The organism is Acidisoma sibiricum (assembly GCF_057837225.1).
In genome coordinates this window covers 555,534-568,954 of record NZ_CM174445.1, presented here as the reverse complement: position 1 = coordinate 568,954, position 13,421 = coordinate 555,534, and the positions used below count along the sequence as shown (strand labels likewise).

Below are 13,421 nucleotides of genomic sequence, written 5' to 3'. Positions count from 1 at the left end.
AACCTTAGCGCAGCGCGCCCATTCGCCGCAGCCGCGACAGGATCAAGGGTGCGGCCAGGATCGGGTGGCGGCGCTGCCAGGGCGAGAGGTCCAGCCGGATGCCGCTGTGGCGCTGGAGCTTCCAGAGCAGATAATCGGCGCCGCCGGCGAAGGTGAAAGCCGCTTTCGTGAGCCGCAGCAGGTTGAGCGGCTTGCCGCAAAGCCGACGGAGAGCCCAGCCGCCCAGGGGTGGCGCCGTCTTTGCCACGTCCGATCCGGCCGCGAACAGGGCGTCAAACCAGATGGCATTGGTCTCATACAGCACGTGCGGCTGGTTCGCGCTTTCCGGTCGCAGCTCTGCCCGATAGGTCTGGGCGAATAATCCTTCCCAGAGCGCCGCGGGGCGATCGGCCGCGGGGGTCAGCCAGCGTCCCCAGGCGAGCGCGGTATCGGCCGCCTGAACCAGCAGGGTGACGACCCGGCGGCGTGCCGCCGCATCCCGCGTATAGAGCAGCGACGCAGGCTGCGAGAAGCGGGTCCAGATCGTGGTGTCGAGCGAGCCCGCCCGCACGCGCCGGGCGAATTGCCGGACCGAGAGCATGGCGACCTTGGCGCGCAATCCGTCCTGACCGATGGCAGGCGCCATCAGCATGACATTGGGCGGCAGGGCGGCATTCAAAGCCGCGGTCAGCGCCCGGCCATGAAAGGCGCGGTGACGGTCATAGAGCACGTAGAGATCAATGAGACCGGAGAGATCGCCGGTGCGGCGGCAGGAGCCATAGAACAGAATGGCGGAGACGGCGGCCCCGTGACGGGCGAGTATCTGCCGCACCAGCCCGCCCAGTGCGGCCGGGGCCGGACGGTCCAGCTCCGCCGCGATCAGTCTTTCCAGCGTCGGCACGGGGCCGGCTGTCACGGGGCGACGATCGTGATGCTGGCGGCGGTCGATAACAGCACGCCACCGGGGCGCGGCTCAAAAGCCTCACCATCCAGAATGAACGGCTGAGTGAGCCGCAGGCGCAGGCTGTTGCCGCGGCCGGAGCGATAGCCGCTGCGCAGCATCCAGGGCTTCGGCCGCCGCATCAGCATATTGGTGAGGGCAGCGGTGAGGCGGCGGGGCGAGGCGTCGATATCCAGCCAGCGGATGCCGCCCTGTCCCTTGCCCCAGAAGGGCCAGAGACCGAGCATGAGACTGTCGAGCGTCGTCGCCATGACCAGCATGCGCTTGCCATCGACGGCCGGGCGATCGCCTATCGTGACGGTCATCGGCCAGCCCTGCTTGATGGCAGGGTTGCGGCCCGTGATAGCGCGCAGCATCGTCAGCAGAACGGTGACGGCAACCTCGGCGCCATGGCGCAGGCCGCTGCGATGGACGGCGGCGTTGGCGACGCGTTTGACCTCGGTGAAGGCCGCCGCACCGAACAGGAAGCCGAAGACCGGAGCGCGGGAGGGTTCCTCCGGCCAGGAGACTTTGAGAAGCGGGCAGGTTTTGCGGTGCAATTGGTTTGTAGCCGCCGCGGCGAGGAGCTTTTCGAGTGCTGCGCTGTCGCTGCCCGCACTGCCCAGCACGCGCGCGGCAAGATTGGTGTTGCCGGCGGACAGAATAGCGATGTCCGGCATCGCGCCGCGATAGGATTGGGGCATGGCGCTGACGACGTCCCGCAAGGTGCCGTCGCCACCGCTGACGATCAGCAGCGTCACGCCGTCATCTGCGAAGCGGGTGAGCGTTTCCTGCAGTTCCGCCAGGCCGTCCGGCGAGGCGGCTTGAACCGCGGGGTAGCGTGCCAGGACCGCAGCAAAATCAGCGGGCTTCGTCTTGTTGGCGTGGCTGCGCGGGTTGATAATCAACCCAATCCGCTTGGGTGCCGGCGTGGAAGAGGTTATCTGACCCAATGCAATTCAGCCTTGCCCACCTGTCCGATCTGCATCTGCCGCCCCCGGTGGAGGCGATGTCGATGCGGGATCGAAACCTGAAAAGCCTTCTTGCCAAACTGTCCTGGCACAGAAAGCGCAAACGCATTCACACATGGCGCCCATCCGCGGCTTTGCTGGCCGACATCGCGGAGCAGGCGCCTGATCATATTGCCCTGACAGGAGACATCACGAATTTCGGCCATGTTTCCGAATTCGTAGCGGCGAGACGCTATCTCCAACAGATGGGAGAACCGCGTGATCTGTCGGTTATTCCCGGCAATCATGATCGGACAGTTCCGTTGCCATGGCAAGACAGTCTTGGTCAATGGCAGGACTGGATGCGCAGTGATGCGAAGCCCGCCGCCAGGGGCGAAGGGGAGTTTCCTTTTCTGAGACGCCGCGGTGACGTGGCGATTATTGGCGTCAGCTCGGCTATTGCCACGCCCATCTTTCAGGCCTGGGGCGAAATCGGCACGGCGCAGATGCAAAAACTGGCCGATCTGCTGGCGGAGACCGGCCGCGAGGGTCTGTTTCGCGTGGTGCTTATTCATCATCCGCCGACCCTGGGGCATGGCGGCGAGCGCAAGGCGCTGCGTGACCGGGCAGCGTTCGGCGCGGTGCTGGCGCAGTACGGCGCCGAACTGGTACTCTCCGGCCATCATCACGTCACGCGGCTGGACGGATTGCCGGGGCCGGCGGGGCCTATTCCGTCCTTCGGCGTGCCGGCGGCCTTGGCCAGCCAGGCGCGGCCGGAATGGGCGGCCTGGCATCTGCATCGCATCGAGACGGCAGAGAAGGGCTGGCAGCTCACAACCCTGCTGCGCCGTTACAATTCGGCACATAATCTATTCGAACCGGCTGGTGAATGGCGCTTTGCGCTCGCCCGTCAGGAATGCAGCGCGATGGTAATGTGAGTATCGCCTGGTCCCGCCGCGAAGGACGCGGCATGCAGGCCGGGCGGGGCGAGGATGATGCGCGGGTTGTCCGAAAACCCGTAATCCTCTGCCGGCAGGCCGACCATGGTTCTGTCAAAGCGGTGGTTGTTGTTGGCGTCGTCGTAGATGGCGACGGCATAGGTGCCGGGTGCTGAGAGGGCGAAGCAGCCGGTGACGGTATTGGCGGTCACCGGCACCCGGATGAGGCCGATTTTGCCCTTATGCGCCAGGAACTTGGTGGGATCGTCGCCATAGAGCGTGAAGGTGATATTGCCGCCGCCATGGCGAATATTGGTGACAGTCATGAGAAGCCGCGTCGCCGATTGAGAGACGCCCGCCGCGGTGCAAGGAGCGCCCGACTGCGTGGCCGCGAAAGCTGGAAAAGCGCCGGAAAACCCCAGCGTCAGCAGGGCAAATCCGGCCAAGAGCCAGCATTTGGGCAGAACGGTCATCGGTATCGGGCCAGTGCGCGCAGACTCATGGCAGAGATCAGTCGGCCTCATGATATTGCGAAGCAATAGCGCCGTGGCTCATAACTGTCAGCCTGTCCGTGCATGATCGCGGGCGGGCTCGCGGCTGAGGCTTTTTTCTGCAAGAACACGAGGATCATCGCACAGGCGCCCCGAGGCTGCCTGGTGGCGCCTGACGAACGAAACGGTAGAGATCTTTGGGTTTTTCTGTCCGCACGGTTTTTGCGCGGCCTCCCCGCACGCTGGAACGCTATCTTCTGTCGCTCTGCGCCCGCCCTTTCGCGGCGACGCTACTTGTGGTGCTGCCCGCCCTTCTGCTGGAACGCCTGCTGAGGCTGTTCGATCTTCTGGCCGATCAGGACGTCCCTGCCCAGTTTGTCGGCCGGATGCTGCTGGACCTGGTGCCGCAATATCTGGGTCTGGCACTGCCGGCCGCCCTTTTCCTTGGCATCTACTTCGTCATCGCCCGAATGAGTGCGGATAACGAGCTGGAGGCGATGCAGAATGCCGGCCTCTCCATGGCCTGGATCAGCCGCCCCTTCTTCATCCTGGGGCTCATCCTCGCGGTCGGCGCCTATGGACTCTACGGCTATGCTCAGCCCCTGGCGCGCTATGCCTATCGCGCGGCCTTCTGGGCTGCGACCGAAAGCGGCTGGAATGCCACGATCCCGCCCGGACAGATTATCCATGTCTCGAAAAACCTGATTGTCACGGCGGACGAGGTCGATCGCAGCACCGGTGAACTCCGCCATGTGCTCGCTTTCCAGCGCAAGGCGGACGGCACGGAAGAGGTCACCACCGGCACGTCGGGCACGGTCTCTCTGGCCGACCGCGGCGCCGATATTCTGCTGACCCTGGACAATGGCCGGCGGCTGGACCTTAAGCCCAATGGCACGGTCGCGACCGAGACGTCGGATACCTCCGCCATGGAGCGGCCCTTCGTCCTGCCGCTGCGGGCCTTTCGCGGACGCGGCAGCGATGAGCGCGAGATGACGACGGGTGAGCTGTGGTCGGCGCGCTTCCAGGCGCATCCGCCACAGCCGCTGCGCCGCCTCAATGGTGAACTCTACAGCCGCATCATCCGCTCCATCTCCATGGCCGTGCTGCCCCTGATGGCGGTCTCCATCGGCATCTCCGCCAAGCGTGCAAAGCGCCAATACGGCATTCTGGTGGGGTTCCTGATCCTCATCCTCTACGATCACGCGATTCAGCTGACGGCGGCGCTGGGCACGGCGGGGCTGATCGATCCGCGCGCGCCGCTCGGCGCGGTTTTCGCGGCTTTCACGGCCTTCTGCGGCTGGATGTTCTATCGCGCCTCCCGCCATACCAGCGAAGGGCCGCTCGACCCGCTGTTTGCCGCAATCGAAGACCTTTCCGATCGCCTGCGCCGCGGGCTCAGTCGCCTGGCGGCCGGCGTGCGGCGGAAGCAGCTCACGCCATGATCCGCGTCTATCTGACAAAGCAGCTGCTGGGCCGCATGGGTGCAGCCCTGATCGGCCTGACCGCGCTGATGCAGATACTGGATCTGCTGGAGAATGCCGGCACCATCTTCGCGCATGGCGGCTTTCTGGACATTCTGCATTTCATCGTGCTGCGGCTGCCGGCGATCGTCACCGAGATGCTGCCGCTCTCCGTGCTCATCGGCGCGCTGCTGACCTTCCGGCGGTTGGCCGCTGATCTGGAGGTCACGACGTTGCGTGGTGCGGGCATGAGCCTGTGGCAGATGGTGGGCGCGCTGATGCCCGCCTGCCTGGTCATCTGCCTGATACAGTTTGGGTTGCAGAACGAGCTGGCGCCGCGGGCTGACCGGGCTTTCGCGACCTGGTGGGCCGCGACCATGCCGCCCAGCACCGGCACCCCGCCGCCGCGCCTGTGGCTGCGCGCGGGCAGCGACGTGGCGGCGGTCGACAGCGTCGCGACCGACGGGCGCAGCCTGCAGGGTGTCATGGTCCTGGAGCGCGACCCGGATGGCCTGATCCGGGCACGGCTGGACGCGCCGCTGGCGACCTATGGGCAGGACGGCTGGGTATTGCATGATGTGCGCGTCACCCGGCCCGGAGCGGCCGGCGTGCACAGCGCGGCGACGGCGCCCTGGCACCTGGGACCCACGCCCGCCAATATGCAGGCGCTGGCCTGGCCGACCGCCAGCGTCAGTCTGGACCGGATTGTCGCGGTCCTGCACGGACGCTGGTCGGGATCGCAGGGGCTTGGCTATTACCGCACAGAATTGCAGGCGGCCTTCGCCTCGTTGCTCGGCCCGATCATCATGCTGCTGCTGGCGGCCCCGGTGCTGCTCGCGCCGCCGCGCGCGGGCGGCAATGGCAGGGTGACCGCCATCAGCCTGACCCTTGGCCTGGGCTATGTCGCCTGCGCCGGGCTTTTGAACGCCTTCGGGCAATCCGGCACGCTGCCGCCCTGGCTGGCCGGCTGGATGGCGGCCGTCTTCTTTCTCACCTTCGCGTGCCTGCGCCTGGCCCAGTCCGATGACAGCGAAGCATGACATTTATTCTAAACGCCGCATCCAATATCCTTGACAGCCTCGTGGTTCAGGCTGTCTTGCGATGCTGGAGGAGAGATTGACCATGCCGCCTACACGCTTTGGTGATATCGACATCCTGCCCGTCACCGGGCCGGCTCTCCTCAAGCGTTTTATCCGCCTGGCCGACCGCATCATGGCGGACGATCCTAACTACATCCCGCCGCTCCATTCCGAACGGCAGGCGGCGCTGACGCCGAAAGGCAATCCCTTCTTCGGCCATGCCGATGCGGCCTTCTGGCTCGCCCGCCGGAATGGCGAGGATGTCGGCCGCATATCGGCTCAGATCGACCATTTGGCGACGCCCGACCCCGAAGCACCGGTCGGCAATTTCGGCATGCTGGTCGCGATCGACGATGCGGCGGTCTTTACGGCCCTGCTGGCGACCGCCGAAGCCTGGCTGGCGGAACGCGGCATCAAGCGCGCACAAGGCCCGTTCAATCTCTCGATCAATGAGGAAACGGGCCTGCTGATCGATGGGTTCGATACACCGCCGATGCTGATGATGCCGCATGACGCGCCCTATGCCGCAACCCATCTCGATGCCGCCGGCTATGGCAAGATCCGCGATCTTTACGCCTATCTCTGCGATACGACGGCCGCGCTGCCGCCGCGCGCGGCGGCCATGGTGGCGCGGGGATTGCCCCGCAATGTTACCTTGCGTCCCATGCGGTTCAAGACATTGAAGCAGGATATCGCGTCCCTCGTTGCGATCTACAACGATGCCTGGGCGACGCATTGGGGGTTTGTGCCCATCACCGAGGCCGAGGTCGATCACATGGCGAAAGCCATGAAGCCCTTGCTGCACGAGCGGCTGATCTGGTTTGCCGATGTGGACGGGGAGCCGGCGGCTTTCGGATTGTGCCTGCCGGACCTCAATGCTGCGATCCGCGACCTGGCCGGCAGTCTGATGCCGCTGGGCTGGGCCAAGCTGCTGTGGCGGCTCAAGGTTTCTGGCGTGCCGACGGCGCGCGTGCCTCTGATGGGCGTGCGCAAGCGCTATGCCGACGGCCTGCTGGGCCGGCTGCTGGCGCTGCATGTCGTCGAATCCCTGCGCCGGGAGGCGCTGGCGCGGGGCATCAAGGCGGTCGAAATGTCCTGGATTCTGGAAGACAATCTGCCGATGCGCCATCTGGCGGAGGCGGTCGGCGGACGCGTGTACAAGACCTATCGGGTCTATGAGAAAACATTGGCGGCATGACGGGCACGGCCAAACTCACGGCCCTGATCCTGGCCGGCAGCCGCGATGGTGCGGCCGATCCGCTGGCGATCGCGGGTCACGTCTCACACAAGGCGCTGCTGCCTGTGGACGGCACGCCCATGGTGCTGCGGGTGATCCGCGCGCTGCAGCAGAGCCCGGCCATCGGCCGGATTGTCGTGATCTGCGAGCGGATCGATCTGCTAGACGATGTGCCCGAGACGGCTGGCGTCGCGATGCGGCGGGCCGCGGCGTCGCCCAGTGCGAGCGTGGCCCAGGCGCTCGCCGAATTCGGCACGCCGCTGCTGGTGACGACGGCCGATCATGCGCTGCTGACGCCCGCCATTATCTCTTCCTTCCTGTCCCTGGCGCCGTCCGGGGCCGATGCTGTGGCCGCCGTGGCCCGGTCAGAGATTGTTTGCGCGGATTACCCCGATACGCGCCGGACATGGCTGCGCCTGCGCGACGGTCTGTACAGCGGATGCAATCTCTTTCTTCTGCAGCACGAAAAAGCCCGTCTTGCTGTCATTTTTTGGCGCAAGCTGGAGGCGCATCGCAAACATCCATGGACCATGGCCCGGCTCATCGGCCTGGCCGCGCTCGTCGGTTATGCGTTCAAAACCTTGACATTGGATAAGGCAACTAGGCTTCTTAGCCGGCGTTGCGGTGCCGAACTTGCCGTGATTACTCTTCCTTTCGCGGATGCGGCGGTCGACGTCGACAAGCCCGCGGACCTCTATCTTGTCGAGAGGACTTTGGCCGCGCGCCGCGCAGCCTGAGTTTTTTTATGTCAAACTTAGCTTAGTCCTGGATCACCGAATTTGGATCTCCATCTTTCGACTGGACCGACTCCCACGCGCAGCGGCCTCGCTTTGCGTGCTGGTGATTTCAGGACTTTGCCCGAAGCGCTGGATTATGCGGCCGAAGGCCTGACGGGCCTGAACTTCTATTCCGCGCACGGTGAACTCAGCGAGGCTTTGAGTTATCGCAGCCTGCGTCATGATGCGCTGGATCTCGCCTATCGGCTGACCGGACTTGGCCTAGTGCGTGGCGACAGTGTTGCGATCATTGCCGAAACAAGTGCAAATTTCGTGCGCGCCTTTTTCGCCTGCCAATATGCGGGACTGGTGCCTGTCCCGATGCCGCTGCCCTTCGCCTTCGGTGGGCGCGAGACCTATATCACCCATATCGAGCGGCTGGCGGATGAGGCCGAGGTGCGTGCCCTTTTTGCCCCCGAAGCGCTGATTTCCTGGCTGGCACCGATGGCCGCGGCGCGGGGCATGCGCCTGTGCGGCACCGTCGCCGACCTCGCGTCCATGCCTATCCGGGATGCCGCACTGCCCGAAATTACGCCCGAGGATACCGCCTATCTGCAGTTCTCCTCCGGCAGCACGCGCTTTCCGAAAGGCGTCGTCATCCAGCAGAAGGCGCTGATGGCCAATGCCGCCGGCATTCTGACCCAGGGCATGGAAATCGGCCCGCATGACCGCGCCGTATCCTGGCTGCCGCTGTATCACGATATGGGACTGGTCGGCTTTCTGCTCAGCCCCCTGGCGGGGCAGGTGACGGTCGACCTGCTCGCGACCCAGGATTTCGCGCGCCGGCCGCGCCTGTGGCTGTCACTGATGTCCCGCAACCGGGCGACCATCTCCTACGCCCCGAGCTTCGGCTACGATCTTTGCACGCGCCGCCAGCGCACCATCGACCGCGACAATCTCGACCTGTCGACCTGGCGTATCGCGGGGATCGGCGGCGACATGATCCGCCCGGCTGTGCTCTCCCAATTCGCGGAGACCTTCGCCGGTTGCGGTTTCCAGCCGCAGGCCTTTCTGCCCAGCTACGGCATGGCGGAAGCGACGCTCGCGATTAGCTTTGCCCCCGTCGGCCAAGGCATTGTGACCGAGACCATCGACCTTGACCGGCTGGAGCAGGACGGGCTGGCCATGCCGCCGCAGCAGCCCGGTTGCCGGTCGCGCAGCGTGGTCCATTGTGGCCTGCCGCTGCAGGGCCATGCCGTGGAAGTGCGCGGCCGTGACGGCGCCGTGCTGGGCGACCGCCACATCGGGCGCGTCTTCGCGCGTGGCCCGAGCATCATGCAGGAATATAAGGGCCGCCCGGTGGAAACGCTGGAGAGCCTGAGCGCTGACGGTTGGCTGGAGACGGGCGATCTTGGCTACCGCATCGGGGAGACGCTGGTGATTACCGGCCGTGCCAAGGACCTGATCATCATCAATGGCCGCAATATCTGGCCGCAGGATCTGGAATGGACGGTGGAACGCGCCGTGCCACAGGTCCGCACCGGTGACTGCGCCGCTTTCTCGATCGAAGAGAATGGCGGCGAGGTTCTGGTAGTGGCGGTGGAGGCGCGGGGTCTGGCGGATGCCACCGCCGGTACGCGGCTGATCGAGGATGTGCGCGGCGCACTCGTCACCCATCATGGCGTCGATAGCCGCGTCGTGCTGGTACCGCCGGGCAGCCTGCCCTATACGTCCTCGGGCAAGCTCAGCCGGGCCAGGACCCGGCAGAGCTATCTGACCTCGGCCCTGCCGACCGTCGCCGCGATGGCGGCATGACGCTTCCGGTCGCGGCCCTGACGGGCGGGACCGGTTTCCTTGGCCGCTACATCGCCCAGGCCTTCGCCGCTGCCGGCTGGCGCATTCGCCTGCTGACGCGGGGCGCCCCCGTCCATCCCATGCTCGACCCCCTGCCGCTGGACCTCGTCCTCGGCAATCTCAATGACAGCCGGTCACTGGCCCGTCTGGTGGCTGGCGCCGATGTCGTCATTCACGCCGCGGGCCTCGTCAAAGCCCGCAACCGGGCCGAGTTTCTGGCCGTCAACCGCGATGGCGCGGCCCGTGTTGCGGCAGTCGTGGCCCAGGCACCGCAATCCCCCCGGCTGGTCATGATCTCCTCGCTTGCCGCCCGCGCGCCGGCGCTGTCGCTTTATGCCGAGAGCAAGCGGGCAGGGGAGGAGGCAGCGCGCGGCCTGTTGGATGCGGGCCGCTGCATCATCCTGCGCCCCTCCGCCATTTACGGTCCCTGGGACCCCGAGGGGCTTGCTATGCGGCGACTGGCCGCTGGCCACTTTGCGCCCGCCATTGCCGCCCCGGAGCCGCGGATTGCGATGATTCATGCCCGCGATGCGGCGGCGGCGGTCCTCGCGGTCGCGACAGCGGCCGAGGCGCGGGGCTGCTACGACATCTCGGATGCGCGGCAGGACGGCTACGGCTGGCGGGAGCTGCTGGCGGTCATTGGCGCATCGCTCGGCCGCACACCACGCCCGGTGACGGTGCCGGACGCGGTCCTGCTGGCGGCGGGCGCTGTCGGCGACGGGGTGGCGGCTTTGTCTGGCCAGCCCGCGATCTTCGGCCGCGGCAAGGTACGGGAAATTCTGCAGCGGGATTGGCGCATCGATCCCGCGCTGCGGATTCCGCCGGATATTTGGCAGCCGCGGATCGATCTTGCGGGCGGCATGCGGGAAACCGCCGCCTGGTGGCTCAGCGCCGCATGAAATCCAGGATGGCGTCGGCGGCGCGGATGGTCGCGCCCTGACGCTGGCCGAGAGAGGCCGCGGCCAGTTCTTCCTGCTTCGCGCGGTAGAGTGGATGGCGGGCTGGGGCGGCGCGGATGGCGGCCATCAGGTCCCGCGGATCATCCACGACATCGCCCAGCTGCCAATGGGCGAAATTGGGGTCGCCCTGCCAATCCACGCCATGGGCATTGAGAAAAATACAGGGGCGGGGCCTTGCGAGGAATTCATAGACCTGGCTGCTGACATCGCCGACATAGATATCGGCGGCATTCGTATAGGTCATATCGAGCAGCCGGTCGGAACCGGTATCGATCAGGAGATGATCGGTACTGCGTGATTCCCAGGACGCGCGGCGCCGGGCGTCCTGACGGCGGAACATCTTCACATGCGGCGCCACGATGAGATTGAACGCATCCTGTGCCGCGAAATCCTCCAGCATAGGGACGATGAATTTCGGCCATGAGGTGAGCTTCGGCGCCTTATGCGCGTTGTAGAGCACGACCGGCCGCGCATCCTTGAAGAGCGGCACATGCATCTTCTGCAATTTTGCGCAGACATCGAATTTGACCGCGCCGACCATGGCATAACCGTCGCCCGATATCAGCCTGTCATCCAGCATGCGCTTGGCGATCTTCGGCCCCGCGACGAGAACAAAATCGAATGCCGTGGTGTGGTAGGTGAAGCCGCGTGCGCGATCCCCGAAACCATGCGGCAGCAGGATGAGCTTCGGGTGCGTGATGCCCAGGCGCCGCGCGAAACAGACCGTATCTTCAACGGCGAAGATTGCGTCAAAGGAATCAAGGTCTGCGCGATTGTCCCACATGACCAGCATCTTGAACATGCCGAAGCGGCGCAGCGCGCTTTGCAGCAGGCGCGTCAGCCAGGAGCGGCGCAGCCGCCGGGTGGGCATTGGCGTTGCACCATAGGCCTGCCTGATGCGCTCAAGGTGACGGGACGATTGCGGATCGTTGTAGTAGCTCACGACCTGAACGCCCGGGCGTCCTGCCAGCTCCAGCGCGATGGACGCGCCGTGATAGCATTGATAAGCCTCGGCAATGTAGAGGAAGGCGATGTTCATCTTGGGTTCTGTCTACAAACTCGCCGGCCTGCCTGGCAACGGACGCTGATGGCGCAGCAGTGGCGCGAGGGCTCGCTGGGCAAGGTTTTCGCCAATCTCGGCTGGCTGCTGGCTGGCAAAGGGGTGGGCGCCGTTCTCAGCCTCGTCTACCTGGCACTCGCTGCCCGCACGCTGGGGCCGCGCGGCTTCGGTGAGTTCACGCTCGTCGTGGGCGGCGCGCAGGCGGTTTCGTCCTTCGTAAGCTTCCAGACCTGGCAGATCGTGGTGCGTTATGGCCTGCCGCATCTGAAAGCGGAACGCGCCCAGGCGGTGGCGCGCCTGGCCAGCTTCTGCCTCGTGCTTGACCTGGGTGGCGCCGCGGTGGGCTGCGTCGTCGCCTGCATTGCGGTCTGGCTGCTGGGGGACTGGCTGGGCTGGCCCGCGGGACTGTCCTGGGCCGGGCTGGGCTTTACCTTCGTCATTTTGCTGACGGTCCGCTCCACCGCCGTCGGTATCCTGCGTCTGCATGACCGGTTCGGCGTCGGTGCGAGCGCGGATGCCGTGACGCCCATCACTCGCTTCGTGGGCGCCTTGGCGGTGGTCGCGATCGGTGCCTCTATCATGGGCTTCCTCGCGGTCTGGACGGCGGGTGAAATCCTGACTGCCGCGGCCTATTGGATCGCCGTTGCACGCACGACGCCGGGGGCGATCGCCAGGCCCAGCCGGCGCCGGCTGCGCCTGGCCGTTCTGGAGAATGCTGGCATCTGGCGATTTTCCTGGGCGACCAATCTCAACACCACGCTCGATGCCGGGGCGAAGCAGGCGGTCGTTCTGCTGGTAGGTCTGGCGGCCGGGCCGGTGGGCGCCGGGCAATATCGCCTGGCCTCGCAGCTGACCCAGGCGCTGGCGCGGATTTCCGACATGGCATCGCGTGCCATCTTCTCCGAACTTGCCCGCAGCCATGCGGCCGGCGGGCATGAGGATTTTCGCCGGCTGCTGTGGCGGTCAGTTGGACTGGCCGCGGCCGCGGGCGCCGTCATCATGCTTATTCTGGTGATCGCGGGAAAACCTATCCTGAGTCTCATTGGCGGACCCGGCTACCGCGATGTCTATCCGCTGCTGGTCGTGCTGGGGCTCGCGGCTGCCTGCGACCTCGCGAGCGCCATTTTCGAGCCGGCGCTGATCGCGATGGGGAGGCCAGCGCTGGTGCTTGGCGCTCGCATTCTTGCCTGTATCAGCCTGTTTGCGCTGCTTGCGGTCTTCCTGCCGCGCTGGGGCACGGGCGGCGCGGCAGAGGCCGTGCTTGCCTCATCCGCCTTCGCGCTGGTGCTGTTCGGCGGTGCCGCCTGGCGCGCGATCCGGGCTGTCCGCTAGCCGCGGATGGCGCTGATCGTGAAGCTGCAGGTGGTCTCGTTATTGTCATAGGCGCTCCCGAGCTTCTTTGGCGATTGTGCCGCGGTTTCGGTCGCCGTCAGATTATTCCCGGCAATGTGGCCGGTGATCTGCACCCGCCCACTGCCATCCTGCATGGCCAGATTGCCGCTGCCATCGACCTGGCCCGACAGGTGATGGTGATGCGTCCAGGCCTGGCCATGTTTCACGTGAATGATGATGCTCTTTTGGCTGTGGCTACAGCCTGCAATGGCCATCTCAGGCGCGCCGACACCTGAATAGACGCCGTCATAGGCGCCTATGCTGTCGGCCAGAGCGGGACGCGGGCGTGCGGCCGGGACAGTCACCGCGGCAGCGATGGCCAGGGTCAGCAGCGCACGGTACAGAGGATGATGGGTCATGGCTTGT

At 65.8% G+C, this 13,421-nt stretch carries 13 protein-coding genes; 8 read left to right on the top strand and 5 right to left on the bottom strand.

Going from position 1 to position 13,421, the window contains the following annotated elements; translation table 11 throughout:
• Positions 1 to 4: 4 nt before the first annotated feature.
• Positions 5 to 895, bottom strand: coding sequence for a hypothetical protein (locus AC3G7M_RS02715; RefSeq protein ID WP_489214183.1), 891 nt, complete (start codon positions 893 to 895; stop codon positions 5 to 7).
• A complete protein-coding gene (locus AC3G7M_RS02710) occupies positions 892 to 1,872 on the bottom strand; it encodes a diacylglycerol/lipid kinase family protein (protein ID WP_489214182.1) in 981 nt (326 codons plus the stop codon). The genes AC3G7M_RS02715 and AC3G7M_RS02710 overlap by 4 nt, the downstream gene beginning before the upstream one ends.
• Here AC3G7M_RS02710 and AC3G7M_RS02705 point away from each other — a divergent pair.
• Positions 1,872 to 2,807, top strand: coding sequence for a metallophosphoesterase family protein (locus AC3G7M_RS02705; protein WP_489214181.1), 936 nt, complete (start codon positions 1,872 to 1,874; stop codon positions 2,805 to 2,807). The genes AC3G7M_RS02710 and AC3G7M_RS02705 overlap by 1 nt on opposite strands.
• Here the strand turns inward: AC3G7M_RS02705 and AC3G7M_RS02700 are convergent.
• Positions 2,780 to 3,280, bottom strand: a complete 501-nt coding sequence (locus tag AC3G7M_RS02700) for a DUF2141 domain-containing protein (RefSeq protein WP_489214180.1) — start codon at positions 3,278 to 3,280, stop codon at positions 2,780 to 2,782. The two genes, AC3G7M_RS02705 and AC3G7M_RS02700, sit on opposite strands and share 28 nt — an antisense overlap.
• Positions 3,281 to 3,495: 215 nt before the next feature.
• Between AC3G7M_RS02700 and AC3G7M_RS02695 the strand changes: the two genes are divergently transcribed.
• From AC3G7M_RS02695 to AC3G7M_RS02670, 6 genes are all read left to right on the top strand, one after another.
• Positions 3,496 to 4,740 (top strand): LptF/LptG family permease, encoded by a 1,245-nt coding sequence (locus AC3G7M_RS02695; protein WP_489214179.1) that lies wholly within the window; start codon positions 3,496 to 3,498, stop codon positions 4,738 to 4,740.
• Positions 4,737 to 5,798 (top strand): LptF/LptG family permease, encoded by a 1,062-nt coding sequence (locus AC3G7M_RS02690; protein ID WP_489214178.1) that lies wholly within the window; start codon positions 4,737 to 4,739, stop codon positions 5,796 to 5,798. Before AC3G7M_RS02695 ends, AC3G7M_RS02690 begins: the two co-directional genes overlap by 4 nt.
• Positions 5,799 to 5,880: 82 nt before the next feature.
• Positions 5,881 to 7,035 (top strand): GNAT family N-acetyltransferase, encoded by a 1,155-nt coding sequence (locus AC3G7M_RS02685; protein ID WP_489214177.1) that lies wholly within the window; start codon positions 5,881 to 5,883, stop codon positions 7,033 to 7,035.
• Positions 7,032 to 7,811, top strand: a complete 780-nt coding sequence (locus AC3G7M_RS02680; RefSeq protein WP_489214176.1) for an NTP transferase domain-containing protein — start codon at positions 7,032 to 7,034, stop codon at positions 7,809 to 7,811. The genes AC3G7M_RS02685 and AC3G7M_RS02680 overlap by 4 nt, the downstream gene beginning before the upstream one ends.
• 42 nt (positions 7,812 to 7,853) lie before the next feature.
• The gene (locus tag AC3G7M_RS02675; RefSeq protein ID WP_489214175.1) at positions 7,854 to 9,605 is read left to right on the top strand and encodes a fatty acyl-AMP ligase; all 1,752 of its coding nucleotides are present in this window, start codon (positions 7,854 to 7,856) and stop codon (positions 9,603 to 9,605) included.
• Positions 9,602 to 10,543, top strand: a complete 942-nt coding sequence (locus AC3G7M_RS02670) for an NAD-dependent epimerase/dehydratase family protein (RefSeq protein ID WP_489214174.1) — start codon at positions 9,602 to 9,604, stop codon at positions 10,541 to 10,543. The genes AC3G7M_RS02675 and AC3G7M_RS02670 overlap by 4 nt, the downstream gene beginning before the upstream one ends.
• On the opposite strand, the gene AC3G7M_RS02665 is transcribed toward AC3G7M_RS02670, so the two are convergent.
• A complete protein-coding gene (locus AC3G7M_RS02665) occupies positions 10,530 to 11,642 on the bottom strand; it encodes a hypothetical protein (protein ID WP_489214173.1) in 1,113 nt (370 codons plus the stop codon). The genes AC3G7M_RS02670 and AC3G7M_RS02665 overlap by 14 nt on opposite strands.
• Before the next feature lie 48 nt (positions 11,643 to 11,690).
• On the opposite strand from AC3G7M_RS02665, the gene AC3G7M_RS02660 reads away from it, so the two are divergent.
• A complete protein-coding gene (locus AC3G7M_RS02660) occupies positions 11,691 to 12,995 on the top strand; it encodes a lipopolysaccharide biosynthesis protein (protein ID WP_489214172.1) in 1,305 nt (434 codons plus the stop codon).
• On the opposite strand, the gene AC3G7M_RS02655 is transcribed toward AC3G7M_RS02660, so the two are convergent.
• The gene (locus tag AC3G7M_RS02655) at positions 12,992 to 13,414 is read right to left on the bottom strand and encodes a hypothetical protein (protein ID WP_489214171.1); all 423 of its coding nucleotides are present in this window, start codon (positions 13,412 to 13,414) and stop codon (positions 12,992 to 12,994) included. The two genes, AC3G7M_RS02660 and AC3G7M_RS02655, sit on opposite strands and share 4 nt — an antisense overlap.
• Between the last annotated feature and the right edge of the window lie 7 nt (positions 13,415 to 13,421).

Bases quoted from the DNA above. Each gene is read 5' to 3' on its own strand.
- AC3G7M_RS02705 (WP_489214181.1), top strand. From the start codon at position 1,872: ATGCAATTCAGCCTTGCCCACCTGTCCGATCTGCATCTGCCGCCCCCG.
- AC3G7M_RS02700 (WP_489214180.1), bottom strand. From the start codon at position 3,280: ATGACCGTTCTGCCCAAATGCTGGCTCTTGGCCGGATTTGCCCTGCTG.
- AC3G7M_RS02690 (WP_489214178.1), top strand. From the start codon at position 4,737: ATGATCCGCGTCTATCTGACAAAGCAGCTGCTGGGCCGCATGGGTGCA.
- AC3G7M_RS02685 (WP_489214177.1), top strand. From the start codon at position 5,881: ATGCCGCCTACACGCTTTGGTGATATCGACATCCTGCCCGTCACCGGG.
- AC3G7M_RS02680 (WP_489214176.1), top strand. From the start codon at position 7,032: ATGACGGGCACGGCCAAACTCACGGCCCTGATCCTGGCCGGCAGCCGC.
- AC3G7M_RS02670 (WP_489214174.1), top strand. From the start codon at position 9,602: ATGACGCTTCCGGTCGCGGCCCTGACGGGCGGGACCGGTTTCCTTGGC.
- AC3G7M_RS02665 (WP_489214173.1), bottom strand. From the start codon at position 11,642: ATGAACATCGCCTTCCTCTACATTGCCGAGGCTTATCAATGCTATCAC.
- AC3G7M_RS02660 (WP_489214172.1), top strand. From the start codon at position 11,691: ATGGCGCAGCAGTGGCGCGAGGGCTCGCTGGGCAAGGTTTTCGCCAAT.
- AC3G7M_RS02655 (WP_489214171.1), bottom strand. From the start codon at position 13,414: ATGACCCATCATCCTCTGTACCGTGCGCTGCTGACCCTGGCCATCGCT.